The organism is Cupriavidus sp. USMAA2-4 (genome assembly GCF_001854305.1).
GTDB classification, from domain to species: Bacteria; Pseudomonadota; Gammaproteobacteria; order Burkholderiales; family Burkholderiaceae; genus Cupriavidus; species Cupriavidus malaysiensis.
This window is the reverse complement of the sequence record NZ_CP017748.1, coordinates 4,121,527-4,148,488: the sequence shown is the minus strand read 5'-3', so window position 1 is coordinate 4,148,488 and position 26,962 is coordinate 4,121,527. Positions and strand designations below refer to the sequence as shown.

The following is a 26,962-nucleotide window of genomic DNA, read 5'->3' as shown; positions in this document are numbered from 1 at the left end:
TCAGTCCTCCGAGGCTGGATCCGTCGCACCGGACGCGGCCGGCGCCGACAGCAGGCGCCAGGCATTCGCCACCACCAGCAGCGAGGAGATCGACATGCCGAGACCCGCCATCCAGGCCGTGACGAAGCCGGTGGCCGCCAGCGGGATCGCCAGCACGTTGTAGAGGAAGGCCCAGGCGAGGTTCTGCCGCACCACGCGGCGCGTGCGGCGAGCGATGGCCAGCGCCGTCGCGATCTCGTCGACGCCACCGTGCGCCAGCACCGCGTCCGCGCCGGCCTGCGCCAGCGGAGCGCCGCTGCCGATCGCGATCGAGACCTGGGCCTGCGCCAGCACCGGCGCGTCGTTGATGCCGTCACCGACCGCCAGCACGACCGCGCCGCGCTGCTGCAGCGCGCTCACATAGTCGCGCTTGTCCTCGGGCGTGGTGCCGCCGCGGGCACCGGCGATGCCGAAGCGGCGCGCCCACCAGTCGACCGTCGCCGGATCATCGCCGGACACCAGGTGGCAGCGCACGCCCAGGCCCCGCAGTCGCGCCAGCAGGACGCCGGTACGGGCGCGCTCGACATCGTGCAGCACGAAAGCCGCCAGCCAGCGGTCCGCTTCGCCGAGCCAGACCGTGGTGGCGCCTGCCGGAAGATCGGGCTCGGCCGCACCGTGCAGAAGATCGCCCGGGGCGCCTCCCGCCAGTTCCGCGACGAAGGACTGGCGTCCGAGCCGCAGGCGCCGCGCGCCGATGCGGGCCTCGAGGCCCTGCCCCGGCACGCTGCGCAGCGCGGCGACCGGCACCACCTGGGGCGGGGAGTCCCCCTCCCCATCGGCCGCCGTGGCCGCGCGGCGCTCCTGCGCCGCCGCCACCAAGGCCTGTGCGATGGGATGCTCGCTTGCCGCCTCCATGGCAGCGGCGAGCGCCAGGCACTGGTCGGCTGGCGCGCCCTGCGCCGCACGCACCTCGGCCAGCGCGAAGCGTCCTTCGGTCAAGGTCCCGGTCTTGTCGAGCACGACATCGCTGACCTGCGCCAGCGTTTCCAGCGCATGGCCGCGCGTCAGCAGCACGCCGCGCCGCGACAGCGAGGCGCCGGCAGCCGCCAGCGCAGCCGGCGTCGCCAGCGACAGCGCGCAGGGACAGCTCACCACCAGCACCGCCACCGCCACCAGCAACGCGCGCGCCGGATCGATCCAGGCCCACCAGACCAGGCCGGTCACGCCCGCCAGCAGCAGCAAGGCGGCCACGAACCAGCCAGCGACGCGGTCGGCCAAGGTCGCCAGGCGGGGCTTGTCGGCCAGCGCACGGTCCAGCACGGCGACGATCTCCGCCAGGCGCGTGCCTGCGCCGATGCGCTCGACGCGGATTTCGAGCGGGCTGGCGGTGTTGAAGCAGCCGGCCAGCACCGCTTCGCCGGCCGCGCGCCGGACCGGCCGGCTCTCGCCGGTCAGCATCGACTCATCGAGCGCGCTGCTGCCGGCCTCGACCACGCCATCCGCCGGCACCACCTCGCCTGCCTTGACACGGATGCGGTCGCCGGCGCGCAAGCGCGCCACCGGCACGCGCTCCACATTGCCGCCGGCGTCCAGGCGTTCACAGGTGGCCGGCAACTGGCGCGCCAGCATCTCCGCGCCGCTGCGCGAGGCCTGCCGCATGCGCAGCTCCAGGTATCGCGCCGCCAGCAGGAAGGCGACGAACATGGTGACCGAATCGAAGTAGACCTCGCCGCTGCCGTGCACGGTCGCCGCCACGCTGGCCAGGAAACCCGCGCCGATGCCCAGTGCCACCGGCACGTCCATGCCGGCGTGGCCCCGGCGCAGGCTGCGCCAGGCACCGGCGAAGATGGGGGAGGCGGAATACAGCACGACCGGCAGCGTCAGCAGCAGGCTGGCCCAGCGCATCAGCTGCAGCATGGCGGGGTCGATGGTGGCCTCGTGCGTGTAGATCGGCCACGCGTACATCATCACCTGCATCATGCCCAGCATGGCCACCGCCAGCCGCATCAGCAGGCCGCGGCGCTCGCGCCGGTCATCCGCGTCCGAGCGCGACAGCTCGAAGGGCCAGGCAAGGTAGCCGATCTCGGCCAGTGCCGCCAGCAGGCCGGCAACGCCGGTCTGCTGCGGGCGCCAGCGCACCAGCACGCGGCGGGTGGCCACGTTGGCCACGACCGACTCGACGCCCGGCAGCCGCGCCAGGTGCTGCTCGATCAGCCAGGCGCAGGCGGCACAGCGGATGTTCTCGGGGGTCAGCGTGATTTCGGCGCGCCCGCCATCGAGCGGCCGCACGAACTGCGCGCGCAGTTCCTCGCTGTCGTAGGCTGCCCACACCGGCTCAGCCTCGCGCCGCGCGGCATCGTCGATCGGGCGGGCGAAACGCGTCTGGTCGCCATAGAGATGGCCGAAGCCGGCCGCGTGCAGCGTCTGCGCCAGGGCCTGGCAACCTCCGCAGCAGAATGCACGCGCCTCGCCATCGATGTCTGCGCGGAGGACACCGGCCTCGGGCAGGGCCTGCCCGCAGTGAAAGCAGGCTGCCGCGGCGTGGCGCCCCGTCCCGCCCGCAAGCGGGCGCGGCACGGCACGCGTGCCGGCTGGCAGGGGACATGTGTCGGCAGAAGGCATCGGGGGTCTCTTTTTACCCGATGCATGGTAGAGGCACAGCCGTCAAACGAACTTGACGCAGATCAAGTCCCGGGCCGGCTGCCGCCGGGAAAGGCGGCCTGTACCTGGGGCCGGCATCCCCCGCAGGCAGGGACCCGTGAGCCGGCGCCCCGGCGGGCCGGCGGCCGCCTTCAGGTCAGTGTCGTATCCACCACGCGCCGCTCGGACTCGAGATACTCGCGCGACTGCATCTCGATGATGCGCGACACCGTGCGGTGGAATTCGTTGGCCATCTGGCCTTCGACGTAGAGCTCGTCGGCGGGCACCTCGGCCGACATCAGCAGCTTGACCTTGTGGTCGTAGAAGACGTCGATCAGCCAGGTGAAGCGGCGCGCCTCGGACGACATGCGCGGCGTCATGCGCGGCACCTCGGACAGGATCACCGTGTGGAACTGCGAGGCGATCTCGAGATAATCGTTCTGCGAGCGCGGGCCGCCGCACAGGGTGGCGAAATCGAACCACACCACGCCGTTGGCGCGCCGCAGCGCACGCAGCTCGCGGTGCTCGATATGCAGGATCGGCGATTCGTCAGCCACCCCGGCCAAGCCGGTGAAGGCATCGCGCAGGGCCGAATTGGCCTTGGCCCCGAGCGGGGTATGGTAGGCCTGCACCTGCGCCAGCGTGCGCTTGCGGTAGTCGATGCCGGCGTCCACGTTGAGGACATCGAGCTTCTCCTGCAACAGCGCGATGGCGGGCAGCACGCGGTCGCGGTGCAGTCCGTCCGGATAGAGCAGATCGGGCCGGTAGTTGGACGTCATCACGAACTGCACGCCGTTGGCGAACAGCTGCTGCAGCAGGCGATGCAGGATCATCGCGTCGGCGACATCGTTGACGTGGAATTCGTCGAAGCAGATCAGACGGAAGCGCTTGGCGATGCGGCGTGCCAGTTCGTCGAGCGGATCGGGCCGGCCGCGCAACTCTTCGAGCTGGCGGTGCACCTCGCGCATGAACTCGTGGAAATGCAGGCGGGTCTTGCGCACCACCGGCACGCAGGCGTAGAAACTGTCCATCAGGAAGGACTTGCCGCGCCCCACCCCGCCCCACATGTAGACGCCGCGCGGTACCTCGGGATGGACCAGCAGTTTCTTCAGCGCATTGTTGCGGCGGCCCTTGTAGGCGACCCAGTCGTCGTAACACCGCTGCAACCGCTCGACCGCGCGCAGCTGGGCCTCGTCCGAGGTGTAGCCGCGCTGCTTCAGTTCCTGATCGTAGTACTCGCGAACGTTCATGCTGTCTGCTGTCTTGTGTTGCCGGCGGCGGCCGCGACCGCTGCCGGACTGTGCGTCGGCGCGGAAGAGGCGATGCCGCGCCTGAAAGCGAAAACGGCGCGCCGTGCGAACGGCGCGCCGAAGCTGCAAGATGTCAGGCCTGCAAAGGCGCGGACCTTACATATTGAGCTGACGCTTGTCCACGGCCAGCGCAGCTTCGCGCATGACCTCGGACATCGACGGGTGCGGGTGGCAGACACGGCCGATGTCTTCGCTGGCGGCCTTGAACTCCATCGCCACCACGGCTTCGGCGATCAGGTCCGACGCGTTGGCGGCAACCACGTGCACGCCCAGGATCTCGTCGGTCTTGGCGTCCGCCAGCATCTTGACGAAGCCGTCGGCGTGGCCCATGCCCAGCGCACGGCCATTGGCCATGAAGGGGAACTGGCCAGCCTTGTACTCTCGGCCCTCGGCCTTGAGCTGCTGCTCGGTCTTGCCGACCCAGGCGATTTCCGGGAAGGTGTAGATGACCCAGGGAACGCAGTTGTAGTCGATATGCGGCTTCTGGCCGACGATGCGCTCGGCCACGGCCACGCCTTCGTCTTCCGCCTTGTGCGCCAGCATCGGGCCGCGCACCACGTCGCCGATGGCCCACAGGCCCGGCACCTTGGTCGCGCAGTGGTCATCGACCTCGATGAAGCCGCGCTGGTCGGTCGCCAGGCCGACGGCTTCCAGGCCCAGGTTGTCGGTGTTGGGCACACGGCCGACCGAGACGATCAGGCGGTCGACTTCCAGCGTCTGCGCCGCGCCATCCTTGTCGGTATAGCGCACGGTCACGCCATCCTTGCCGGTGGTGACCTCGTCGACCTTGACGCCCAGGTGGAACTTCAGGCCTTGCTTGGTCAGCTGCTTCTGCGCTTCCTTGGCTACGCCTTCGTCGGCGGCGCCCAGGAAGGCCGGCAGGGCTTCCAGCACGGTCACGTCGGCACCCAGGCGACGCCACACCGAGCCCAGCTCCAGACCGATCACGCCGGCGCCGATCACGCCCAGTTTCTTCGGCACGGAGGCGAACTTGAGCGCGCCTTCGTTATCGCTGATCAGGTTGTTGTCGACGGCGATGCCAGGCAGGTGACGTGCCTTCGAGCCGGTGGCGATGATGACCTGCTTGGCGGTGACGACTTCGCCGGCGATCTCGACCTGGAAGCCCTCGGCGGTCTTGCCGACGAACTTGCCGTAGCCCTTGAGCAGCGTGACCTTGTTCTTGCGGAACAGGAACTCGATGCCCTTGGTCATCTTGCCGACGATATCGTCCTTGCGCTTGAGCATCTTGGCCACGTCGACCTTGACGTCGCCCACGGTGATGCCGTGGTCGCCCAGGTGGTGCGAGACGTTCTCGAACTCTTCCGAGGAGGCCAGCAGCGCCTTGGAGGGAATGCAGCCCACGTTCAGGCAGGTGCCGCCCAGGCGGGGCTCGTTCTTCGGATCGTCGTAGGCGTTGCCTTCGCAGCAGGCCACGTTCAGGCCCAGCTGGCCGGCGCGGATGGCAGCGATGTAGCCGCCGGGACCGGCGCCGATCACCAGCACGTCGAATTGTTTGCTCATGGAGATTCCTTTTGCGGCCCGCCCGGCAGATGCCGGCCGGGGCGCTTTCGATTCTTCAGGCCACCGGCCGCGCGGGCGCGGCGGCGGCATGGCGTGACAGCCGGATTACAGGTCCAGCAGCAGGCGGGCCGGATCTTCCAGCGCGTCCTTCATGGCGACCAGGCCCAGCACGGCTTCGCGGCCGTCGATGATGCGGTGGTCGTAGGACATGGCCAGGTAGTTCATCGGACGGATCACGATCTGGCCGTCTTCCACCACGGCACGCTCCTTGGTGGCGTGCACGCCCAGGATGGCCGATTGCGGCGGGTTGATGATCGGGGTCGACAGCATCGAACCGAACACGCCGCCATTGGAGATGGAGAACGTACCGCCGGTCAGTTCTTCCAGCGACAGCTTGCCGTCGCGGGCCTTCACGCCGAATTCGGCGATCTTCTTCTCGATGTCGGCCAGGCTCATCTGGTCGGCATTGCGCAGGATGGGCACCACCAGGCCACGCGGCGAACCGACCGCGATACCGATGTCGAAGTAGCCGTGGTAGACGATGTCGTTACCGTCGATCGAGGCATTGATCAGCGGGAACTTCTTCAGCGCGTGCACCGCTGCCTTGACGAAGAAGGACATGAAACCCAGCTTGACGCCGTGTTCCTTCTCGAACTTGTCCTTGTACTTGTTGCGCAGGTCCATCACCGGCTTCATGTTCACTTCATTGAAGGTGGTGAGGATGGCGTTGGTGGCTTGCGATTGCAGCAGGCGCTCGGCGATACGGGCACGCAGGCGGCTCATCGGCACGCGCTCTTCCGGGCGGTCGCCCAGGGCGGCGAAGTCGACCGGGGCGGCGACCTGCTGCAGCGCCGGCTTGGCGGCTGCCGGAGCGGGAGCGGCCTTGGCGGCCGGTGCCGGGGCGGCGGAGGCGGCCAGCACGTCACCCTTGGTGATGCGGCCATCCTTGCCGGTGCCGGCGACCTGGCCGGCCGACAGATTGCCTTCGGCCATCAGCTTGGCGGCCGACGGCATGGCGACGGCGCCGGCCGGAGCGGCAGCCGGAGCGGCAGCGGGCACGGCGGCCGGAGCGGGCGCGGCGGCGGCCGGGGCCGGGGCGCCGGCGGTGGCTTCGGTGTCGATCTTGGCGATGATTTCGTCGGCGACGACGGTGTCGCCGTCATTCTTGACGATCTGCGACAGCACGCCGGCGGAGGGGGCCGGCACTTCGAGCACGACCTTGTCGGTCTCGATTTCGATCAGGATTTCGTCCTGGGCGACAGCCTCGCCGGGCTTCTTCTTCCAGTTCAGCATGGTCGCTTCGGCGACCGACTCGGACAGTTGGGGAACCTTGACGTCAACAATAGCCATGGTTGGATATTCCTAGATGTATGCGTGTGTTCTTCGACGATGCATGGCACCGGGCGGCGCGATCGGTGATCGCGCCGCCCGGGCAGTCTCGATTACTTGGTCAGCACGAAGCCCTTGAGCTTGGAGAAGGCCGCGTCGAGCAGCGCCTTCTGCTGCTCGTTGTGCTTGGCGTAGTAGCCCACGGCAGGCGAGGCCGAAGCCGGGCGACCGGCGTAGCCGAGCTTCTGGCCGTCGGTCATGTTCTCCATGATGTAGTGCTGCACGAAGAACCATGCACCCTGGTTCTGCGGCTCGTCCTGGCACCAGACGATCTCGGTCGCGCCCGGGTACTTCTTGAGCTCGGCCGCCAGTGCCTTGTGCGGGAACGGGTAGAGCTGCTCCAGGCGGATCACGGCGGTATCCGACGCGTCGCGTTCCTTGCGGGTATTGACCAGGTCGTAGTAGACCTTGCCCGAGCACAGGACCACGCGCTTGACCTTGGCGGCGTTGAGGTCGCCCTGGTCGCCGATCACGGTCTCGAAGTGGCCCTTGGCGAGGTCGGCCAGCGGCGACACCGCATCCTTGTTACGCAGCAGCGACTTCGGCGTCATGATGACCAGCGGCTTGCGGAACAGGCGGATCATCTGGCGGCGCAGCAGGTGGAAGATCTGCGCCGGCGTGGTCGGCTGGGCTACCTGCATGTTGTGGTCGGCACACAGTTGCAGGAAACGCTCGATGCGCGCCGAGCTGTGTTCCGGACCCTGGCCTTCGTAGCCGTGCGGCAGCATCAGGGTCAGGCCCGAGGCGCGGCCCCACTTCACTTCGCCGGAGCTGATGAACTGGTCGATCACCACCTGGGCGCCGTTGACGAAGTCGCCGAACTGGGCCTCCCAGATCACCAGGGCGTTCGGCTCGGCGGTCGAGTAACCATATTCGAAGCCCAGCACTGCCTCTTCGGACAGCACGGAGTCGATCACGGTGAACGGGGCCTGGCCTTCCGAGACGTTCTGCAGCGGCACGTAGGAACCGGCATCCCAGCGCTCACGGTTCTGGTCGTGCAGCACGGCGTGGCGGTGGGTGAAAGTGCCACGGCCGGCGTCCTGGCCGGTGATGCGCACGGCGTAGCCCGAGGCCACCAGCGAGGCGAAGGCCAGGTGCTCACCCATGCCCCAGTCCAGCGACTGGTCGCCACGGCCCATGTTGGCGCGGTCCTTGATCACCTTCTCCACCAGCGGGTGCAGCTTCAGGTGCTCGGGGATGGTGGTGATACGCTCGGCCAGGCGCTTGAGCTCGGTCACCGGCACGGCGGTGTCGGCGGCGTCGGTCCACTTGCGGTTCAGGAAGGGGATCCAATCCACCGCGAACTTGTTCTTGAAGTTCGACAGCACCGGGTCGACGGTCAGCTTGCCCGCATCCATGGCGGCACGGTATTCCTTAACCAGCTGGTCGCCGAACTCGCCGCCGGTCAGGTTCTGCGCCGTCAGCTTGTCGGCATACAGCTTGCGCGTGCCGGGGTGCTGGCCGATCTTCTTGTACATCAGCGGCTGGGTGACGGCAGGCGTGTCCTGCTCGTTGTGGCCCAGCTTGCGGAAGCAGATGATGTCAACGACGACGTCCTTGTTGAATTCCATGCGGAAGTCGACTGCCAGCTGCATGGCGAACACCACGGCTTCGGGATCGTCGCCGTTCACGTGCAGCACCGGCGCCTCGATCATCTTGACCACGTCCGTGCAGTACAGCGTCGAACGTGCGTCACGCGGGTCGGAGGTGGTGAAGCCGATCTGGTTGTTGATCACGATGTGCATCGTGCCGCCCGTGCCATAGCCGCGGGTCTGCGCCAGGTTCAGCGTTTCCATCACCACGCCCTGGCCGGCGAAGGCTGCGTCGCCGTGCACCTGCACCGGCAGCACTTCCTTGTGGCCGGCACCGCCGCGGCGTTCCTGGCGGGCCTTGGACGAACCCTCGACCACCGGGTTGACGATTTCCAGGTGGGACGGGTTGAAGGCCAGCGACAGGTGGACCGGGCCGCCCTCGGTGGAGACGTCCGACGAGAAGCCCTTGTGGTACTTGACGTCGCCGGCAGGCAGGTCATCGACGTGCTTGCCTTCGAACTCGGCGAACAGGTCCGCCGGCATCTTGCCCAGGGTGTTGACCAGCACGTTCAGGCGGCCGCGGTGGGCCATGCCGATCACGATTTCCTGCACGCCCTTGCCGCCGGCGTGCTGGACCAGTTCATCCATCGCGGCGATGAAGCTTTCGCCGCCTTCCAGCGAGAAGCGCTTCTGGCCGACGTACTTGGTGTGCAGGAAGCGCTCGAGGCCTTCGGCGGCGGTCAGGCGCTCCAGGATGTGCTTCTTCTTCTCCAGCGTGAACACCGGCTTGGAACGCGTGGTTTCCAGGCGCTCCTGCCACCAGCGCTTCTGCGCCTGGTCGCTGATGTACATGAACTCGGCGCCGATGGTGCCGCAGTAAGTCTCGCGCAGGTTGTTGATCAACTCGCGCAGGCTCATCGACTCCTTGCCGAAATAGGTATTGCTGGCATTGAAGACGATGTCGAGATCGCTCTCGGAGAAACCGTAGAAGGCGGGATCCAGGTCCGGCAGGGGCGGACGCTCCTGGCGCTTGAGCGGATCGAGGTCGGCCCAGTGCGAACCGATGTTGCGGTAGGCGGCGATCAGCTGCGTGGCGGCCACGCGCTTGCGGCCCATGTCCGAATCGGCCGAGGCGACGATGGTCTTGATCGGGCCTTGCTTGGCGCGCTCGGCGAACGAGGCGACGATGGGAGCGTGGGGGATGTCGCGGGCGTTGGAACCATCGACGGCGGGCACGTTCTGCATCGCGTCGAAATACGCACGCCAGTTGTCGGGAACCGAGGCGGGGTTTTCGAGATAGGCTTCGTACAGCTCTTCCACGTAGGGCGCGTTACCGCCGAAGAGGTACGAATTGCTCTGATACTGCTGCATCATGGGGCGCTCACTATTCTCCGGGACTGCCGGAGTTAAGCGGGTTCATCAACCTTCCGCGACACGGCTTGACCGGTTAGCGGATTGCAAACAACTCTTTGAAGCCCCTCTTAAGCAAACGGCGCCAGCCTGGTTTGGGCGGCGCCGACACTGCTGAGGACCTTCAAGGGCAAGTTGTGCGGGAAGGACCTAAGTCTTCACTCGCATAAGCATAGCACGTTTGCCTAGGCGCGCCCGCGTTTTTTCCGGGTATACGCGGTAGTACTACAACAGTGCCGGCGATTATTGCCGGAAAGTGACGGATTCGGTCTGCGGGGTGTCGCCCATCACCCCCGCGCGCAAGCATGCAGCCCTTGCGGCCGACTCGCTATGCCACCGGATCGGGCACGATGTGGTCGACCGCATCGGTGATCAGGGCATCGAGCCCCCAGCCGAGCAGCTCCGCCGCGCGGGCGGAGTCGTTGACCGTGTAGCAGGCCACGCGGAAGCCCGCCTGGTGGGCGGCCTCGATCACCTGCCGGTCCAGCTCCCGATGGTTGGCATCGAGGGCCACGCAATCAAGCCGGCGCAGCCGTTCGAGCCAGTCGGCGGGCAGGCGGTCCATCAGCAGGGCCCGCGGCAGCGTCGGCACGGCTTCGCGCGCGGCCTCCAGCGCGGCTTCCGAGAAGGAAGACAGCAGCGGCGGCACCGCGCTGCCGGCCCACAGCGCCGCCGCGTCCAGCGCCACGGCGGCACCGGTCCGGCGCTCGGCGCCGGTTACCGGCTTGATCTCGATATTGACCAGGAAGCCGTTGGCGCGGGTGTAGCGCGCCACTGCCGCCAGCGTGGGGATGGGCTCGCCGGCGAAGGCCGGACTGTGCCAGCCGCCGGCATCCAGCATGGCCAGTTCGCCCAGCGTCAGCGCGTCGGCACGGCCGTGGCCGCTGGTGGTCCGGTCGAGCGTCGCGTCGTGCAGCAGCACCGGCTTGCCGTCGGCAGACAGCTTCACGTCGAACTCGAACATGCGGTAGCCGAACGAGGCACCGTGGCGGAAAGCCGCCAGCGTGTTCTCCGGCGCCAGCTTGCCGGCGCCGCGGTGGGCGATGTGGCGCGGATACGGCCAGGGCGCCGGCCAGGGGGCGAAAGCGGCCGCGGCCGCGGTGTCGGGTGCGGACATGTCAGGCCTCGATGCGCTTGCCGGAATCGGTATCGAAGAAGTGCAGGTGGTCGGCGCTGGACGTGATCGGCAGGCGGTCGCCCGCGCGCACCTTGAGCTGGCTGTCCAGCCGCACCACCACCGGCTGGCCGCCCAGCGCGCCGTAGGCGAACGAGTCGGCGCCGAGCGCCTCCACCACGCGCACTTCGACCTCGGCAATGGCCTCGTGCGCGGCGCATGGCTCGATGTGCTCGGGGCGCAGGCCGAGCAGCGCGCGCTCGGGCAGGTGCAGCCCCATCGGCAGGTGGCCCAGCGAAGCGCCAGCGCCACCACCCTGCCCCGCCACCACCTTCATGCCGACCTGGCCGTTGGCGCCATCCCGCACCACCGGCACCAGGTTCATCGGCGGCGAACCGATGAAGCTGGCGACGAAGGTGCTGGCCGGACGCGAGTACACCTCGAGCGGCGTGCCGATCTGCTCGACGCGGCCACCGTTGAGCACCATCATGCGATCGGCCAGCGTCATCGCCTCGACCTGGTCGTGGGTCACGTACAGACTGGTGGTTCGCAGGCGCCGGTGCAGTTCCTTCAGCTCCAGGCGCATCTGCACGCGCAGCTTGGCGTCGAGGTTCGACAGCGGCTCGTCGAACAGGAAGACCGCCGGCTCGCGCACGATGGCACGGCCCATGGCCACCCGCTGGCGCTGGCCGCCGGAGAGCTGGCGCGGCCTGCGCGACAGCAGCGGCGCCAGCTCGAGGATGCCCGCGGCATGCTCGACGCGCTTGGCGATCTCGGCCTTGTCCATGCCGCGGATCTTCAGCCCGTAGGCCATGTTCTCGTAGACGCTCATGTGCGGATAGAGCGCGTAGTTCTGGAACACCATGGCGATATCGCGCTCGGCCGGTTCCAGCTGGTTGACCACGCGCTCGCCGATCCAGACTTCGCCGCCGGTGATGGCCTCCAGGCCGGCCACCATGCGCAGCAGCGTGGACTTGCCGCAGCCGGAGGGGCCGACGATCACGATGAACTCGCCGTCGGCGATCTCCATGTCGATGCCGTGCACCACCTGGACATTGCCGGCGTAGGTCTTCTGGACGTTGCGTAGGGACAGTTTTGCCATTGCGGATTGACTTCCAATATCTTGTCTTTTACTTCTCGGTTTCCACCAGGCCCTTGACGAACCAGCGCTGCATGAAGATCACCACCAGGGCGGGCGGGACCATCGCCAGCATCACGGTGGCCATCAGCAGGTTCCAGTCGGTGGCGGAATCGCCGGACCGCGAGATCATCTGCGTCACGCCCAGCACGATCGGCGTCAGGCTCTTGTCGGTGGTGATCAGCAGCGGCCACAGGTACTGGTTCCAGCCGTAGATGAACTGGATCACGAACAGCGCGGCGATGCTGGTGCGCGACAGCGGCAGCACCACGTCCCAGAAGAACTTCAGCGGACCGGCCCCGTCGATGCGGGCGGCTTCGGCCAGTTCGTCCGGAATGGTGAGGAAGAACTGGCGGAACAGGAAGGTGGCGGTGGCCGAGGCGATGATGGGGATGGTCAGGCCGAAGTAGCTGTTGATCATGCCCAGGTCGGACACCACCTTGTAGGTCGGCAGGATGCGCACTTCCACCGGCAGCATCAGCGTGACGAAGATCAGCCAGAAAAAGGTCTTGCGCAGCGGGAAGCGGAAATAGACGATGGCGAAAGCCGAGATGATGGAGATGGCGATCTTGCCGAGCGAGATCCCCAGCGCCATGATCAGGCTGTTCATCAGCATGGTGCCGACCGGCGTGGCCGAATTGCCCATGCCTTGCGTCAGCACCTGGCGGTAGTTCTCGATCAGGTGCGGGCCGGGGATCAGCGTCATCGGCGCCTGCAGCACGTCCTGCGCCGTCAGCGACGACGCGACGAAGACCACATACACCGGGAAGGCGACGATCACCACGCCCAGAATCAGCACGAGGTGGGTGAGGAAGTCCAGGAATGGACGGCGTTCGATCATGGGTCCGGACCCTTGTATTGCTTAGTATTGGACTTTGCGCTCGACGTAGCGGAACTGGACGATGGTCAACACGATCACCACCGCCATCAGGATCACCGATTGCGCGGCCGAACCGCCGATGTCCAGCCCGCGCACGCCGTCCTGGTAGACCTTGAAGACCAGCGTCTCGGTGGCCTTGAACGGGCCGCCCTGCGTCACCGAGTCGATGATGGCGAAGGTGTCGAAGAAGGCGTAGACGATGTTCACCACCATCAGGAAGAAGGTGGTGGGCGACAGCAGCGGGAAGACGATCGACCAGAAGCGCTTCCAGGGCCCGGCGCCGTCGATGGCGGCGGCCTCGATCAGCGACTTGGGGATGCTCTGCAGCCCGGCCAGGAAGAACAGGAAGTTGTAGCTGATCTGCTTCCAGGCGGCGATGACCACCACCAGCAGCATGGCCTGCCCGCCGTTGAGCACGTAATTCCACTCCACCCCCATCATGCGGATGACGTAGGAGACGATGCCCAGCGTGGGATTGAACAGGAAACTCCACAGCACCCCGGCCACGGCCGGCGCGATCGCGTAGGGCCAGATCAGCAGGGTCTTGTAGAAGGTCGCGCCGCGCAGCGCGCGGTCGGCGAAATAAGCCAGCGCCAGCGACGTGCCCAGGCCGACCACCGTCACGCCGATGGCGAACAACGCGGTGGTCTTGAAGGACCCGAGGTAGGTGGGGTCGCCGAGCAGGTCCTGGAAGTTCTCCAGGCCGACGAATTCGAGGCTGATGCCGAAGGCGTCCTGGCGCAGCAGCGACTGGTACAGGGCCTGCCCGGCCGGCCAGAAGAAGAACACCAGGGTGACGACGATCTGCGGCGCCACCAGCAGGTAGGGCAGCCAGCGCGATCGGAAGACAACTCGCTTTTCCATGAAGACTCTCAAAATGCACTGCCGGCCCGCGCTTTCGCCGCGGGCCGGCAGTGAGGCGGCGCGCACGCCCGTCGTGTTATTCCTTGACGGTCTTCTCGAAGCGGACCAGCAGTTCGTTGCCGCGCGCCACGGCCTCGTCCAGGGCAGCCTTCGGCGTCTTCTTGCCGGCCCAGACGGATTCCAGCTCCTCGTCGATCACCGAACGGATCTGCGGGAAGTTGCCCAGGCGGATGCCGCGCGACTTGTCGGTGGTCTTGACGATCATCTGCTTGACCGCGACGTCGGCACCCGGGTTCTTGTCATAGTAGCCGGACTTCTTGGTCAGTTCGTAGGCCGCCATGGTCACCGGCAGGTAGCCGGTCGACTGGTGCCAGTCCGCCTGGATCTCCGGACGCGACAGGAAGGTGAAGAACCTGGCCACGCCCTTGTACTCGTCGGCCTTGTGGCCGCCCATCACCCACAGCGAGGCGCCGCCGATGATGGTGTTCTGCGGCGCGCCGGGCACGCCGGCCTCATAGGGCAGCGGTGCCGGAGAGAAATTGAACTTGGCGTTCTTGCGGATGTTGGCCAGCGCGGCCGACGAACCGGTGTGCATCGCGCACTCACCGGCGATGAACTTCGCCTTCGGCTCGTCCTTGCGGCCGGCGTAGGTGAAATAGCCCTTCTTTGCCATGTCGAGCATATGCTCGATGTGCTGGACCTGGACCGGACCATTGAAATTCAGGCGAGCCTTGGGACCGCCGAAGCCGTTGTTCTCGGTGGCGAACGACACATTGTGCCAGGCCGAGAAGCTCTCCAGGTGCACCCACGACTGCCAGTCAGTGGTATAGCCGCAGGGCACGCCGGCGGCCTTCAGCTTGGCCGCGTCGATCGCCACTTCCTGCCAGGTTGCGGGCGGCTTGTTCGGATCCAGGCCCGCCTTCTTGAAGGCGTCCTTGTTGTAATACATGATCGTGGTCGAGCTGTTGAAGGGGAAGGACAGCATGTCCCCCTTGCTCGAGGTGTAGTAGCCGGCCACGGCGGGCACGTAGGCCTTGGCATCGAACTTCTCGCCGGCATCCTTCATGACCTTGCTGACCGGCACGATCGCGCCCTTGGCATTCATCATGGTGGCCGTGCCCACCTCGAACACCTGCAGGATGGCCGGTGCGTTGCCGGCGCGGTAGGCCGCGATGCCGGCGGCCAGCGACTCGTCGTACTGGCCCTTGTACACCGGCACGATCTTGTAGTCGGACTGGCTGGCGTTGAACTTGTTGGCGAGTTCGTTGACCTTGTCGTTCAGGGCGCCCTCCATCGAATGCCACCACTGGATCTCGGTAACGGCATGAGCCGATCCCGCGGCAACCATCAGCGGCAGCGCGGCGAGCGTCAAGGCGGTACGTTTCAGGAACATGAGCGATCTCCGGTTTCTTGCGCCACCCGTTTCGGCGCAAGGTAATGTTTGGAAACGAAACGAAACGAACAACAAAAGCGTTCGAATCTATTCCAGTTTTATGACAGCGGGATGTTACCCTCGCTTTCGCCGCGTGGAAACCGGGCAATCCCTCACAATCGAAAAAAAAAGACAAAGATGGCAGAAAGGTCGTTCGCCTGCGCGGACACGGATAGAATGCGCCGCCATGCAAGCCATCCAGACCCTGCCCCCCGCCGCCCTGCGCGGTATCCGCGGCGTGCTGACCGATATCGACGGCACCCTGACATCCGACGGCCGCCTGCCGGCAGCCACCTACCTCGCCATGCAGCAGATCAGGGATGCCGGGCTGCACCTGATCCCGGTGACGGGCCGCTGCATCGCCTGGGCCGAAATCCTGGCCCGGCTGTGGCCGGTCGACGCGATCATCGGCGAGAACGGCGCTTTCTATTCGCATCTGCGCGCGGGTCGATTGCATACGCGCTTCCTCGACGATGCCGCCACGCGGGCGGATAACCTGGCGCGCATCCAGGCGCTGGGCGCGCGCATCCTGAGGGAAGTACCGGGTTCCGCACTGGCTTCGGACCAAGCCTGGCATGCGGCCGACCTGGCCATCGACCATGCCGAGGACGTGGCGCCCCTGCCCGCGCCGGCGGTGGCGCGCATCGCGGCGCTGATGCGCGACGCCGGCATGACCGCGACAGTCAGTTCGATTCATGTGAACGGCTGGTTCGGCCAGCATGACAAGCTCAGCATGAGCCGGCTGTGCGCGACCGAACTGCTGGGGGCCGACCTCGACGCCGAGCGCGGGCAGTGGCTATTCATCGGCGACTCGGCCAACGACGCCTCGATGTTCGCGCACTTCCCGCTCTCGGTCGGCGTCGCCAATGTGCGCGCCATTGCCGACCAGTTGCCGACACCGCCTGCCTACGTGACCGAGGCCAGCGGCGGCGAGGGTTTTGCCGAGATGGCCGGCCTGCTGCTCGCGGCACGCGGCTGAACGCCGCCGTCCGCCCGGCTGGGCGGCGGGAAGAAAAACGGCCGGGACTGGCCCGGCCGCAGGGCTCGCCGAGAAGCCCGGTTGACTGGTCCGCGGGCACGCCCGCCGGGCGCTCAATCGAAGCCCAGCTCCTGCAGCTTGCGCGTGATCGTGTTACGCCCGATGCCCAGGCGGGTGGCGGCCTCGACCCGGCGTCCGCGTGTGACGCCAAGCGCTGCCTCCAGCACGGCCTTCTCAAAGCGCCGGGTCAGGATGTCCATGACCTCGGGCTGGCCTGATTCCAGCATGGCACGCGCCTCTCCCGCCAGCAGGCTCTCCCAGTCGGGCAGCGCGGCGGCCGGCCGCCCCGCCAACGGAACGGGCGCGGCCTCCAGCACGGGCATACCGCCCCCCTCGGCCAGCAGCGCCTCGCTGCCCTCCCCGGCGCGGCCTGCGCCGTAGGCTTCGACCATACGCTCCGGCTGGCGCATCGGCGCAGGCATGGCAGGCACCTCGCCACCGATCATCTCGCGCGGCAGGTCCTTCACCTCGACGGTCTGCGCCGGCGCCATCACCGTCAGCCAGTTGCACAGGTTCTCGAGCTGGCGCACATTGCCCGGGAAAGGCAGCGTGCTGACATAGGCCAGGGCCTCGTCCGACATGCGCTTGGGCTCGACACCGAGTTCCTTGGCGCTCTTCTGCAGGAAATGCCGCGCCAGCAGCGTGATGTCCTCGGGCCGTTCGCGCAGCGGCGGCAGGCGCAGGCGGATCACGTTGAGGCGATGGAACAAGTCCTCGCGGAACAAGCCGTCCTTGACGCGGGACTCCAGGTTCTGGTGGGTGGCGGCAATCACCCGCACATTGGCGCGCAGCGGATTGTGCCCGCCCACGCGATAGAAGTTGCCGTCCGACAGCACGCGCAGCAGGCGCGTCTGCAGGTCGAACGGCATGTCGCCGATTTCATCGAGGAACAGCGTGCCCCCCTCGGCCTGCTCGAAGCGCCCGCGCCGCATGGTCTGCGCGCCGGTGAAGGCACCGCGCTCGTGGCCGAACAGCTCCGATTCCAGCAGGTCCTTGGGAATGGCCGCGGTATTGAGCGCGATGAATGGCCCGTTGGCGCGCGGGCTGTGCTTGTGCAGGGCACGCGCCACCAGTTCCTTGCCGGTGCCGGACTCGCCGGTGATCATCACCGTCACGTTCGACTGCGACAGGCGCCCGATGGCGCGGAAGACATCCTGCATTGCCGGAGCCTGGCCGAGGATCTCGGGCGCGTCCGCCAGGCGCTCGTCCATCTCCTCCTCGCGCAGGCTCTCTTCCAGCGCGCGGCGGATCAGCTCCACCGCCTTGTCCACGTCGAAGGGCTTGGCCAGGTATTCGAAGGCCCCGCCCTGGAAGGCAGCGACCGCGCTGTCCAGGTCCGAGTAGGCCGTCATCACGATCACGGGCAGTCCGGGATGGCGCGCCTTGATCGCTTGCAGCAGGTCCAGTCCGGAGCCGCCCGGCATGCGGATGTCGGAGATCAGCACCTGCGGCTCATCCTCCTCCAGCGCGGCCAGCACGTCGCGCACATTGGTGAAACTGCGCGAGAGCAGGCTTTCCCGGGCAAGGGCCTTTTCCAGGACCCAGCGGATTGATTGATCGTCGTCGACTATCCAGATCGGCTTCATATGCGTCGCTTGTCTGCTCGGTGTCATATGGTCTTCCGTCGCTCCGGCTGCCAGCGGCCTGCGATGCGGTCGCCCGGTACGCCGATGCGGACTAATGCAGCGGCAGCAGGATGCGGAAGTCGGTACAGCCCGGCCGGCTCTCGCATTCGATCAAGCCTTCGTGCTGCTGCACGAAGGTTTGAGCGAGTGTGAGACCGAGACCGCTGCCGCCATCCTTGCCCGACACCAGCGGGTAGAAGATGCGTTCGCGAATGTCCTCGGGAATGCCGGGGCCGTTGTCGATGATATGCAAATCCAATGCCAGCTTGAAAAGCCGCTTGGCGATGGTCACCTGGCGGGCCACGCGCGTGCGCAGCACGATCTGCGCATCACCGGCGGCGATGCGGTCCGCCAGCGCCTGCGCCGCGTTGTGGACGATGTTGAGCACCGCCTGGATCAGTTGCTCCTTGTCGCCGCGCAGGTCGGGCAGGCTGGCATCGTAGTCACGCACGATCTCCAGGCCGTTGGGGAATTCGGCCAGCACCACCAGGCGCACGCGCTCCAGCACCTCGTGGATATTGAGCTCCGAGACGATATGGGGGTGCCGGTGCGGCTCCAGCAGGCGGTCGACCAGCGTCTGCAGCCGGTCCGACTCCTTGATGATGACCTGGGTGTACTCGCGCAGCCCGCGCTCGGGCAACTCGAACTCGAGCAGCTGGGCGGCGCCGCGGATGCCGCCGAGCGGGTTCTTGATCTCGTGCGCCAGGTTGCGGATCAGTTCCTTGTTGGCGGAGGTCAGGTCGAGGATGCGCTCCTCGCGCTCGCTGCGCACCTTCTGCTCGTTGGGCAGCACCTCGACCAGCACGGTGTCGGCGGTGGCCTCGAGCACGCCGACCACCACGTGGGCATGGCTAGGCTCCTGCAGCGCGCGCTGCAGCACCACGTCCTGGCGGCGCACGTCGAACTGCCGCGTGCGCACGCTCTCGATCATGCCGGCCAATTCCTCGGAGGGCCCGAACAGTTCCGGCAGCGTCATCTCGCGCATGGACTTGCGCGACACCGCGAAGCTGGCCTCCGCCGCGGCATTCGCATAGACGATGCGCAGGCTGGCGGCACGCACCAGCAGCACGGGGTTGGCCATCACATCGAGGCCGGCGTGCAGCGGGGCCTCCGCAGGATCCTCCTGCACGCCGGCGGCCTGGCCGGCGGCCGCGGCACCACGGTCGGTGGCTGTCACGCGGCGCGAAACGCTGCGAATCAAGCGGCGCATGGATTCAGTCCTTCAGGTTGGCGAGTTCCCGCTGCAACGCCGCGACGTTGGCTTCGCTGCGCGTGATGTTGTCACGCAGCGCGGCGGTGCGATCGAGATACTTCTGGTAATTGCGTTCATTGCCTTGACGCTCTGGCTCGCCGTTGTTGTATTCGGCACGCAGCGACGCCAGCCTGGCCTGCTCGCTCTGCAATTCCTGCTCCAGCACCGCGCGGCGCTCGCCATCGCGGCTCTTCTGCGTGGCACCGTCCACACGCGGGAAGCCCCCCGGCGCCGGCCTGGCGGTGGCCGCGGGCGCGGTGCGCCCACCGGGTACGGCCACCACCTCCGGCAGGTTCAGCTTGCGGCAGTTCTTGCCGCCGTTGCCGTTGCGGTACTCCGGCACGCCGTTCGGGCCCGTGCAGACATAGACGTCGGAGGACTGCGCCGCCACCGGCATGCTCCAGCCTGTGGCGGCCAGCACCAGAATGGCACCAAGGACAGGGATCGATTCACGCAAACGGTGCAGGCGCCGGCAGTTGGAGGTGAGCAGCGTCGGGACGGACGGTTGGGTTGGCATCGACATCAGAGCTAGGGTTGAGCGCGGAGCCCCATTCTAGTTCAGCGGAACTGCGACAAAAGAAAAAGGGACAGCCTAGGCTGCCCCTTTCCAGTGCTTCTGTTGCCAGGTCACAACCGGGCAACGGTTGCGCTTACAGCGAGTAGTACATCTCGAATTCGACCGGATGGGTCGTCATGCGGAAGCGGGTCACTTCTTCCATCTTCAGCTCGATGTAGGCATCGATCATCGAGTTCGAGAAGACGCCGCCACGGGTCAGGAATTCGCGGTCCTTGTCCAGGTACTCGAGGGCCTGGTCGAGGCTCGAGCACACGGTCGGGATCTTCGCGTCTTCTTCCGGCGGCAGGTCGTACAGGTTCTTGTCGGCAGCCTCGCCCGGGTGGATCTTGTTCTGCACGCCGTCCAGGCCGGCCATCAGCAGCGCCGAGAAGCCCAGGTACGGGTTCATCAGCGGATCCGGGAAGCGGGTCTCGATACGACGGCCCTTCGGGTTCGCCACGTACGGGATACGGATCGAGGCCGAGCGGTTGCGGGCCGAGTAGGCCAGCTTGACCGGGGCTTCGAAGCCCGGCACCAGACGCTTGTACGAGTTCGTGCCCGGGTTGGTGATGGCGTTCAGCGCGCGCGCATGCTTGATGATGCCGCCGATGTAGTACAGCGCGAATTCCGACAGGCCGGCGTAGCCGTTACCCGCGAACAGGTTCTGGCCGTCCTTCCACACGGACTGGTGCACGTGCATGCCCGAGCCGTTGTCGCCGACGATGGGCTTCGGCATGAAGGTGGCGGTCTTGCCGTAGGTGTGGGCGACGTTCTGGATCACGTACTTCTGCAGCTGGGTCCAGTCGGCGCGCTGCACCAGCGTGCTGAACTTGGTGCCGATCTCGTTCTGGCCCTGGCCCGCCACTTCGTGGTGGTGGACTTCCACGGGGATGCCCAGCGATTCCAGGATCAGGCACATCTCCGAACGGATGTCCTGGAAGGTGTCGATCGGGGCGACGGGGAAGTAGCCACCCTTCTTGCCCGGACGATGGCCGCTGTTGCCATGCTCGAATTCCTTGGCCGAGGACCACGGCGCTTCTTCCGAGTGGATCTTGACGAAGCAGCCCTGCATATCGACGTTCCAGGTCACGCCGTCGAAGATGAAGAACTCGGGCTCCGGGCCGAAGAAGGCGGTATCGCCCAGGCCGGTGCTCTTCAGGTAGGCTTCGGCGCGCTTGGCGATGGAGCGCGGATCGCGGTCATAGCCCTTGCCATCCGAGGGCTCGATCACGTCGCAGGTCAGCACCAGCGTCGGCTCTTCGTAGAACGGGTCGACGTGGGCGGTGTTCGAGTCCGGCATCAGCAGCATGTCCGAAGCCTCGATACCCTTCCAGCCGGCGATCGACGAACCGTCGAAGGCGTGGCCGCTCTCGAACTTGTCCTCGTCGAAGTGCGACACGGGCACGGAGACGTGCTGCTCTTTGCCCTTGGTATCGGTGAAGCGGAAATCGACGAACTTGACGTCGTTTTCCTTCACCAGCTTCATCACGTCTGCAACGCTGTTGGCCATGCCTATCTCCTGGGAATGCGGCTGAGTTCAGTAAGAGCCATTCTTTCGTCGATCCTCCTGGCGGTTCAGCCATTCAGCCATGGCGCGCCTGGGAAAATCGGCCTCGAAAGGGACGAGGAATGTTAGCAGAAAGCATGCCAGCGGAATCCCCAAAATGCGCTGCTGCTCCCGAAAAATGTGCACCCGCTGCAGCGCCTGCGCGACACGGCGCTCACCCGGCGTGCGCGCCGCGCCACCGCCTGGCGCGCCGGCGAATCGCCTCCGAGACCGCGCGGGGCACCACGGCAAACCGGTTCGGGCGCACAAACACCAATCCGGTGCAAAACAACGACTTAAAGCACCGAAATAGTGCCGACACAGGAAATATGCATCGATATGGTGCGGACGCCCGCATCAACCGCCCGGGGCGCACGAGGCCGTCGCGGTTGGGGCGACCGCCCTGGCGCGCTAGAATAGCCTCCTGGCAATCCCGCCATTCCATCTTCCCGTTTTTGTCGCCCAGATGACCGCACGAGACGAACTTCTCCAGGCCGCAGCCCGCCGCCAGCAAGCGCAGCAACTCCCGTATTTCGGCGCGCTCTCGCCGCAGGAAGCCTTCGGCCTGCTGCAGGCCGACCCGGCGGCCGTGCTGGTGGACGTGCGCACGCAGGCGGAACTGGACTGGGTCGGCGGCCCCGACCTGCCGGACGCGCAGCAGCTTCACATCGAGTGGATCACCTATCCGGCCGGCACGCAGAACCCGGCGTTCCTCGACCAACTGAAGGCACGCGTGCCGACCGGTGCGCCGGTGCTGTTCCTGTGCCGCAGCGCGGCCCGCTCCAAGCATGCGGCACGCGTGGCGACAGCGGCCGGTTACCAGTTCGCAATGGATGTGCTGGAAGGGTTCGAAGGCGCGCGCAACGAGCAGCATCACCGCAAGACCGTCGAGGGCTGGTGCTTCCGCGGACTGCCCTGGCACGGCGCCTGACGCGTCGCAGGCGCGGCTGCGGCTCCGGCGTGGGGCCAAGCACTTGGCTGCTCCATCCGCCGGGACAGGGGCGGCGGCCTGGCCGGCGATGCCCGGCCTCGGCCCGCGCAGCTGCGACAGACTAGTTTTCGACGACCTCGAATCCCAGCCCCGTCACGCCATCGCGCAGCATCGCGTAGGCGGCCTCGACGTGCTCCGCCGCCCCCTTGACCCCCAGGTCGATGTGGCGCCGCGCGAAGATCTCGCCGCGCTGTGCGTCGCCCACCGAAGGCAGGCTGAACACACGGATGCCCGGGAAGGCGGCTTCCACGCGCTCCATCAGCGGCGTCAACGTGGACTCGGGCGCCTCGAACACGAAGAAACTGCGCTCGGCCTGTCCGCGCTGGTGGAACAGGTCGGCGTAGTAGGTGTCCAGCACCCACTCCATCATCGGCCACGCCATCACCGGAAAGCCGGGCATGAAGTGGTGATCGGCCACCGAGAAGCCGGGGATCCGGTTGTAGCTGTTCGGGATGATGCGCGCGCCCACCGGGAACTCGCCCATCTTGAAGCGGTGCTGGTTGTCCGGGCGGTTCAGGTCGGCCTTGGCGGGGTCACCTTCGGCGGTTTCGATGATGCGCTGGGTGATCTGCTCGCGCGCCTCCGGGTGCAACGCGAGCGGCACCCCGAGTGCGGCCGCGGCACACTGGCGCGTATGGTCGTCCGGCGTGGCGCCGATGCCGCCCGTGCAGAACACCACGTCGGAACCGGCGAAGGTGCGGCGCAGCGTGGCGGTGATGCGCTCACGCTCGTCGCCGACGTACTCCGCCCAGTCCAGCGCCAGGCCGCGCGCGCCCAGCAATTCGATGGTGCGGCGCAGGTGCTTGTCCTCACGCCGCCCCGACAGGATCTCGTCACCGATGACGATCAGGCCGAACCCCATGATTTCCCCACTCAGGATTGTTCAATGCGCCGGACATCTTCCGGCGCGAGATCGATGACACCGGACAGCGTACCGCCCGACGGACTGGCCGGGCCGGCCGCTGCCGCGGCGCGCTCGGCGCGCAGCTTCTCCAGCGCGAGCAGGCAGAAATGCCCGAACCACAGCGCCGAGAAGATGAAAATCAGGACATAGAGCCACAGCGTGCCGACCAGCACGAAGGGAAAGAGGAAGATGATGGCCGCCGACGATACCCACAGCAGCGTCGGCGCCGAGCCGAGCAGCCCGACCGCCACGCCGATCGCCAGCAGCGGCGTGCGGTGGCGGCGCATCAGCGTCTTGCGTTCCTCGGCGGTGGCATGCTCAGCGAGTGCGTCGTAGCTCATCACGCGGTAGGTCAGCCAGCCCCACAGCAGCGGGGGGATCAGGGCGAAGAACGGCGGCACCAGCCACAGCGGCAACGTCACCAACACCAGCAGCAGGAACACCAGCGTGCTGCCCAGCGACTGCAGCACGCTGCCGACCACGCTGCCGCCGCGTGCCTTGGCCAGGCCGGGATAGCCGCGCTCGAGGTAGCGCATCACCGCGGGCACCGAGCACAGGCTGATGAACAGCAGCATCGAAGCGATCACCAGCGGGATCATCAGGGCCGCCACGAACAGCGGCGCCACTACGGCACGCAGCGATTGCAGCGTCATCCAGTCGAGCGCGGCGTAGATCCAGCGGGTCAGCGCCCAACCTTCGAGCAGCGTGCGCGCGGCCTGCATGATGGGATCCCAGCCCCACCACAACAGTCCGCCCCACAGCGCGGTGGCAAGCAGGAAAGGCAGCACGGTCAGCAGCAGCATGCGGGGATGCAGCTGGCTGACCATGGCACGGGCAAACGAGCGGAACAGGTCGTTCATGCAGCAGGAGCGGTCGACAATCTAGCCAGGACGAAGAGACTAGCATACGCCGGCCGCGCCCGCGCCGCCTGCGCGAGCGGGCGCGGCGCTCAGCCGATACGCAGCAGCCGCTTGAGGCCCAGCCACTGCTGCTGCAGCAGGCCGGCACCGTAGTCGCGCCCCTTGCCCACCGGCGGCAGCATCTGGTCGCGGATACCGGTCGGATGGTAATCGGCGGAAAAGTCCGCGGTACCGAACAGCATGTCCCACCAGGGGAACAGCACGCCGTAGTTGCAGCCGCCCAGGCGGCCGGGGCGACCGGACTGCTCGTGACCGAGGCCGACCGCGTGGTGCGTGCGGTGGAAGCGAGGGGAAATCAGCAGCCGCTCGCCCAGCCGGCCGAAGTGCAGGCGCAGGTTGGCGTGCTGCAGGCTCTGCAGCAGTTGCGACAGCGCCACCAGCAGCACGTACTGCGACGGCTCGACGCCCACCGCCAGCGCCGCCACGGCGAACACCACGTCGCGCAGCATATCGTCGAGCAAGTGGTTGCGGTTGTCGCTCCACAGCGTCATCTGGCGCTGGCTGTGATGCACCGCGTGCAAGGCCCACCACCAGCGGAAGGTATGCGAGAGCCGGTGGTACCAGTAGTCGAGCAGGTCGAACAGCAGCAGGTAGACGAAGAAGCTGACCAGAGGGATCGAGGTCACGCCCGGCCACCACGCCTCGACGTTGACGCGCTGCAACCCGAGCAGGCGCAGGTGTCCTTCCAGGCCGTCCATCAGCGGATCGAGCAGGAAGAACATCGCCAGCCGGAACAGGCCGAGCCGGTGCACCAGCGTATAAAAGATATCGGTGCGTACCGCACCGCGGTCGGTCACGGGCTCCACCGGACGCCAGCGCTCCAGCGGTCCGAGGATGAGGACCATCACGCCGATCTGCACCAGGCCCACCAGCAGCCATTCCGTCGCCGTATAGGCATCCTCGGCGTAGCCGCCCAGGCCGAGGTGGTAGACCAGCGGCAGCACCACGTTCTGGAACAACGCGCCTTCCAGCGCGCCGATCCAGCCGCCGAGCACATCCCACATCAGCGCCGGCCCTCGGCCTGCCCGGGGGCCCGCTTTGTCTGCTCCGCCGCCTGCTCCTCGAACCACTTGCGGTAGGCCGGGTGCTCGCGCAAGGTGGCGAAGCAGAAGCCCTTGTGCTCCAGGCCGCTGATCAGCGGCTCCAGCACCGCCGGTGCCCACGGATCCTTGCGCGACCAGATGCCCAGGTGGGCCATGGTGATGTCGCCGTCGCGCAGGTCGCGCAGCGCCCGCTGCAGCAGCACCGCATTGGGGAAGCGGTCGGACGGCAGCTCATCGCCGAGGAAGCCGGCCGAGGCCCAGCCCACGTGCTTGAAGCCGCATTGCTCGGCCCAGCGCAGCGTCTGCGGCGCGGTGCGCCCGCCCGGTGCGCGCCAGAGTGGCAGCATGGTCTGCCCGGTATAGGCGTGCAAAGCGGCGGCGCTGCGGCGCAGCTCGTCGCAGAAATCGCCCGCACGCATCTCGACGTCACGCCCGCCCTCGGCGCCGAACTGCGGCCGCATCGTCACCCGGCCGTCGCGCACGCTACGCAGGTAGACGTGGTCGAAGGTATGCGTGCCGAAGGCATGGCCGTCCGCGGCAAGCTCCTTCCAGTACGGGGCCCAGGCCTTGTCGAGCGAATTGTCGCCGCGCACCGTGGGCTCGTTGGCAAGGAAGAAGGTCGCCTTGATGTGGTGTTTGCGCAGCGTGCTGGCGATCAGCTCCGCCTGGCTCATGCTGCCGGTATCGAAAGTCAGGTAAAGCGTGCCGGCGCTGCAGGCGGGCGCCGCGCCAGGGGTGCCGGTGGGCACGCCGGTGGCGGCACCGGCAGCGGGCAGCAGCGCCGGCGCGGCCAGCCCGGCGCACAGGCCCAGTGCGGCCAGCACGAGACGGCTGCGGCTGCAGAAAATCGAAGATCTGCGCATGTTTGCGTTCGCGTGCCTGTCGTCAGTACAGCGGCGCGCGCGTGTGGAAGTAGATGCCATGGGGCGAGCGGCCGACGCGGATGGTCTTGACCAGCTTGCGGCTGGCCACGTCGATCAGGCCCACCGAACGCGCCCAGCGGAAGCTGACCCACAGGGTCTTGCCGTCGGCCGTCAACTCCATGTCGTCCGGGCCGGGCGGCAGGCCGGTGATGTCACCCACCTTGGTCAGGGTCTGCTGGTCGATGATGCTGATGGTGCCGGAGACCCGATTGCTCAGGAACAGGTGGCGCTTATCGCCGAGCGCGCGGAAGTTGTGGGCACCCTTGCCGGTCTGGATCTGCTTGACCACCGAGCGGGTATGCCAGTCGACTACGGCGACATAGTCGGCGCCGGTCATGCCGACCAGCACGTACTTCTGGTCGGTCGTGACCCATACGCCGGCCGGCGCCGAACCGGTGGTCATGCGCCACATCACGGTCTGCGTGGGCAGGTCGATGGCGACCAGTTCGTTGGAGTCCTGCAGCGTGACGAAGGCGACCTTGCTGTCCGCGGTGAAGGCGATATGGCTCGGCGTCTTGGCCAGCGGCAGCTGCTTGGCCAGCTTCAGCGCCTTGCCATCCCAGCGGTACAGGTCGACGCGGTCGAGCCGGTTGCCGGTGGTGAGGAACCACTTCTGGTCGGGCGAGAAACCGATCTGGTAGGGGTCGTCGATATTGGGCACGCGCTGCTGCACCTTGCCCGAGAGCGGATCGAGGAAGACCAGGTCGTTACCGACCGCGTTGGCCACGATCAGCGACTTGCCGTCCGGCGTCGCGATCAGGTGGTGCGGTTCCTTGCCGACCGGGAAGGTCTCCAATACCTTCTGCGTGTCCTTGTCGATCAAAGTGATGGTGGCATCACCGGAATTCAGTGTCACCACCACCTCGGCCCGCGCAGGCGCCGACACCAAAGCCAGTGCGCCGGCCGTGGCCAGACCTGCAACAACTCTACGCAATACGAACATAGGACCGGGAT

The 26,962-nt window shown here is 67.1% G+C and carries 21 protein-coding genes; 2 read left to right on the top strand and 19 right to left on the bottom strand.

Translation table 11 applies throughout. The features are described 5' to 3' along the window. From BKK79_RS18455 to ugpB, 10 genes are all read right to left on the bottom strand, one after another. Positions 1–2,601 carry a heavy metal translocating P-type ATPase gene (locus BKK79_RS18455; protein ID WP_084084780.1) on the bottom strand — a complete coding sequence of 867 codons (2,601 nt, stop codon included), beginning with the start codon at positions 2,599–2,601 and terminating at the stop codon, positions 1–3. A 170-nt stretch (positions 2,602–2,771) separates the two neighbouring features. Next, a complete protein-coding gene (zapE, locus tag BKK79_RS18450) occupies positions 2,772–3,869 on the bottom strand; it encodes a cell division protein ZapE (protein ID WP_071013839.1) in 1,098 nt (365 codons plus the stop codon). 156 nt (positions 3,870–4,025) lie between these two features. Beyond that, a complete protein-coding gene (gene lpdA, locus BKK79_RS18445) occupies positions 4,026–5,450 on the bottom strand; it encodes a dihydrolipoyl dehydrogenase (RefSeq protein WP_071013842.1) in 1,425 nt (474 codons plus the stop codon). Between the two features lie 105 nt (positions 5,451–5,555). Continuing rightward, a complete protein-coding gene (gene odhB / locus BKK79_RS18440; RefSeq protein WP_071038203.1) occupies positions 5,556–6,800 on the bottom strand; it encodes a 2-oxoglutarate dehydrogenase complex dihydrolipoyllysine-residue succinyltransferase in 1,245 nt (414 codons plus the stop codon). 92 nt (positions 6,801–6,892) lie between these two features. Continuing rightward, positions 6,893–9,745, bottom strand: a complete 2,853-nt coding sequence (locus BKK79_RS18435) for a 2-oxoglutarate dehydrogenase E1 component (protein WP_071013845.1) — start codon at positions 9,743–9,745, stop codon at positions 6,893–6,895. 364 nt (positions 9,746–10,109) lie between these two features. After that, on the bottom strand, positions 10,110–10,898 hold the full coding sequence (gene ugpQ / locus BKK79_RS18430; RefSeq protein ID WP_071038202.1) for a glycerophosphodiester phosphodiesterase: 789 nt from the start codon (positions 10,896–10,898) through the stop codon (positions 10,110–10,112). Between the two features lies 1 nt (position 10,899). Next, positions 10,900–11,997, bottom strand: a complete 1,098-nt coding sequence (locus BKK79_RS18425; protein ID WP_071013849.1) for a sn-glycerol-3-phosphate import ATP-binding protein UgpC — start codon at positions 11,995–11,997, stop codon at positions 10,900–10,902. Positions 11,998–12,025: 28 nt separating this feature from the next. Then, positions 12,026–12,874, bottom strand: a complete 849-nt coding sequence (gene ugpE, locus BKK79_RS18420; protein ID WP_071013850.1) for a sn-glycerol-3-phosphate ABC transporter permease UgpE — start codon at positions 12,872–12,874, stop codon at positions 12,026–12,028. 21 nt (positions 12,875–12,895) lie between these two features. Further along, positions 12,896–13,777 carry a sn-glycerol-3-phosphate ABC transporter permease UgpA gene (gene ugpA / locus BKK79_RS18415; protein ID WP_071013852.1) on the bottom strand — a complete coding sequence of 294 codons (882 nt, stop codon included), beginning with the start codon at positions 13,775–13,777 and terminating at the stop codon, positions 12,896–12,898. A 76-nt stretch (positions 13,778–13,853) separates the two neighbouring features. Then, positions 13,854–15,170, bottom strand: a complete 1,317-nt coding sequence (ugpB, locus tag BKK79_RS18410; protein ID WP_071013853.1) for a sn-glycerol-3-phosphate ABC transporter substrate-binding protein UgpB — start codon at positions 15,168–15,170, stop codon at positions 13,854–13,856. Positions 15,171–15,396: 226 nt separating this feature from the next. Between ugpB and BKK79_RS18405 the strand changes: the two genes are divergently transcribed. Beyond that, positions 15,397–16,188, top strand: a complete 792-nt coding sequence (locus tag BKK79_RS18405) for an HAD-IIB family hydrolase (protein ID WP_071038201.1) — start codon at positions 15,397–15,399, stop codon at positions 16,186–16,188. Between the two features lie 113 nt (positions 16,189–16,301). On the opposite strand, the gene ntrC is transcribed toward BKK79_RS18405, so the two are convergent. The 4 genes from ntrC to BKK79_RS18385 all read right to left on the bottom strand — a co-directional run bounded on the left by ntrC (position 16,302) and on the right by BKK79_RS18385 (position 21,191). Beyond that, positions 16,302–17,834, bottom strand: coding sequence for a nitrogen regulation protein NR(I) (gene ntrC, locus BKK79_RS18400; RefSeq protein WP_071013857.1), 1,533 nt, complete (start codon positions 17,832–17,834; stop codon positions 16,302–16,304). Between the two features lie 91 nt (positions 17,835–17,925). After that, positions 17,926–19,083, bottom strand: a complete 1,158-nt coding sequence (gene glnL / locus BKK79_RS18395) for a nitrogen regulation protein NR(II) (RefSeq protein ID WP_071038200.1) — start codon at positions 19,081–19,083, stop codon at positions 17,926–17,928. Positions 19,084–19,087: 4 nt separating this feature from the next. After that, positions 19,088–19,642: a DUF4124 domain-containing protein gene (locus tag BKK79_RS18390; protein ID WP_156811290.1), complete on the bottom strand. Its 555-nt coding sequence runs from the start codon at positions 19,640–19,642 to the stop codon at positions 19,088–19,090. Between the two features lie 133 nt (positions 19,643–19,775). Next, complete coding sequence (locus BKK79_RS18385) at positions 19,776–21,191, bottom strand: 3-hydroxylaminophenol mutase (protein ID WP_071013863.1); 1,416 nt, start codon at positions 21,189–21,191, stop codon at positions 19,776–19,778. A gap of 502 nt (positions 21,192–21,693) precedes the next feature. Between BKK79_RS18385 and BKK79_RS18380 the strand changes: the two genes are divergently transcribed. After that, positions 21,694–22,158 (top strand): rhodanese-like domain-containing protein, encoded by a 465-nt coding sequence (locus BKK79_RS18380; RefSeq protein ID WP_071013866.1) that lies wholly within the window; start codon positions 21,694–21,696, stop codon positions 22,156–22,158. Positions 22,159–22,279: 121 nt separating this feature from the next. Here BKK79_RS18380 and BKK79_RS18375 read toward each other — a convergent pair whose 3' ends face one another. From BKK79_RS18375 to BKK79_RS18355, 5 genes are all read right to left on the bottom strand, one after another. Then, positions 22,280–23,080, bottom strand: coding sequence for a competence/damage-inducible protein A (locus tag BKK79_RS18375; RefSeq protein WP_071038199.1), 801 nt, complete (start codon positions 23,078–23,080; stop codon positions 22,280–22,282). A gap of 11 nt (positions 23,081–23,091) precedes the next feature. After that, complete coding sequence (locus BKK79_RS18370; protein ID WP_071013871.1) at positions 23,092–23,982, bottom strand: EI24 domain-containing protein; 891 nt, start codon at positions 23,980–23,982, stop codon at positions 23,092–23,094. A gap of 89 nt (positions 23,983–24,071) precedes the next feature. Beyond that, positions 24,072–25,046, bottom strand: coding sequence for a sterol desaturase family protein (locus BKK79_RS18365; protein ID WP_071038198.1), 975 nt, complete (start codon positions 25,044–25,046; stop codon positions 24,072–24,074). Continuing rightward, the gene (locus tag BKK79_RS18360) at positions 25,046–25,948 is read right to left on the bottom strand and encodes a polysaccharide deacetylase family protein (RefSeq protein ID WP_083384112.1); all 903 of its coding nucleotides are present in this window, start codon (positions 25,946–25,948) and stop codon (positions 25,046–25,048) included. The genes BKK79_RS18365 and BKK79_RS18360 overlap by 1 nt, the downstream gene beginning before the upstream one ends. 22 nt (positions 25,949–25,970) lie before the next feature. Beyond that, positions 25,971–26,951 (bottom strand): YVTN family beta-propeller repeat protein, encoded by a 981-nt coding sequence (locus BKK79_RS18355; RefSeq protein ID WP_071038197.1) that lies wholly within the window; start codon positions 26,949–26,951, stop codon positions 25,971–25,973. Positions 26,952–26,962: the final 11 nt, after the last annotated feature.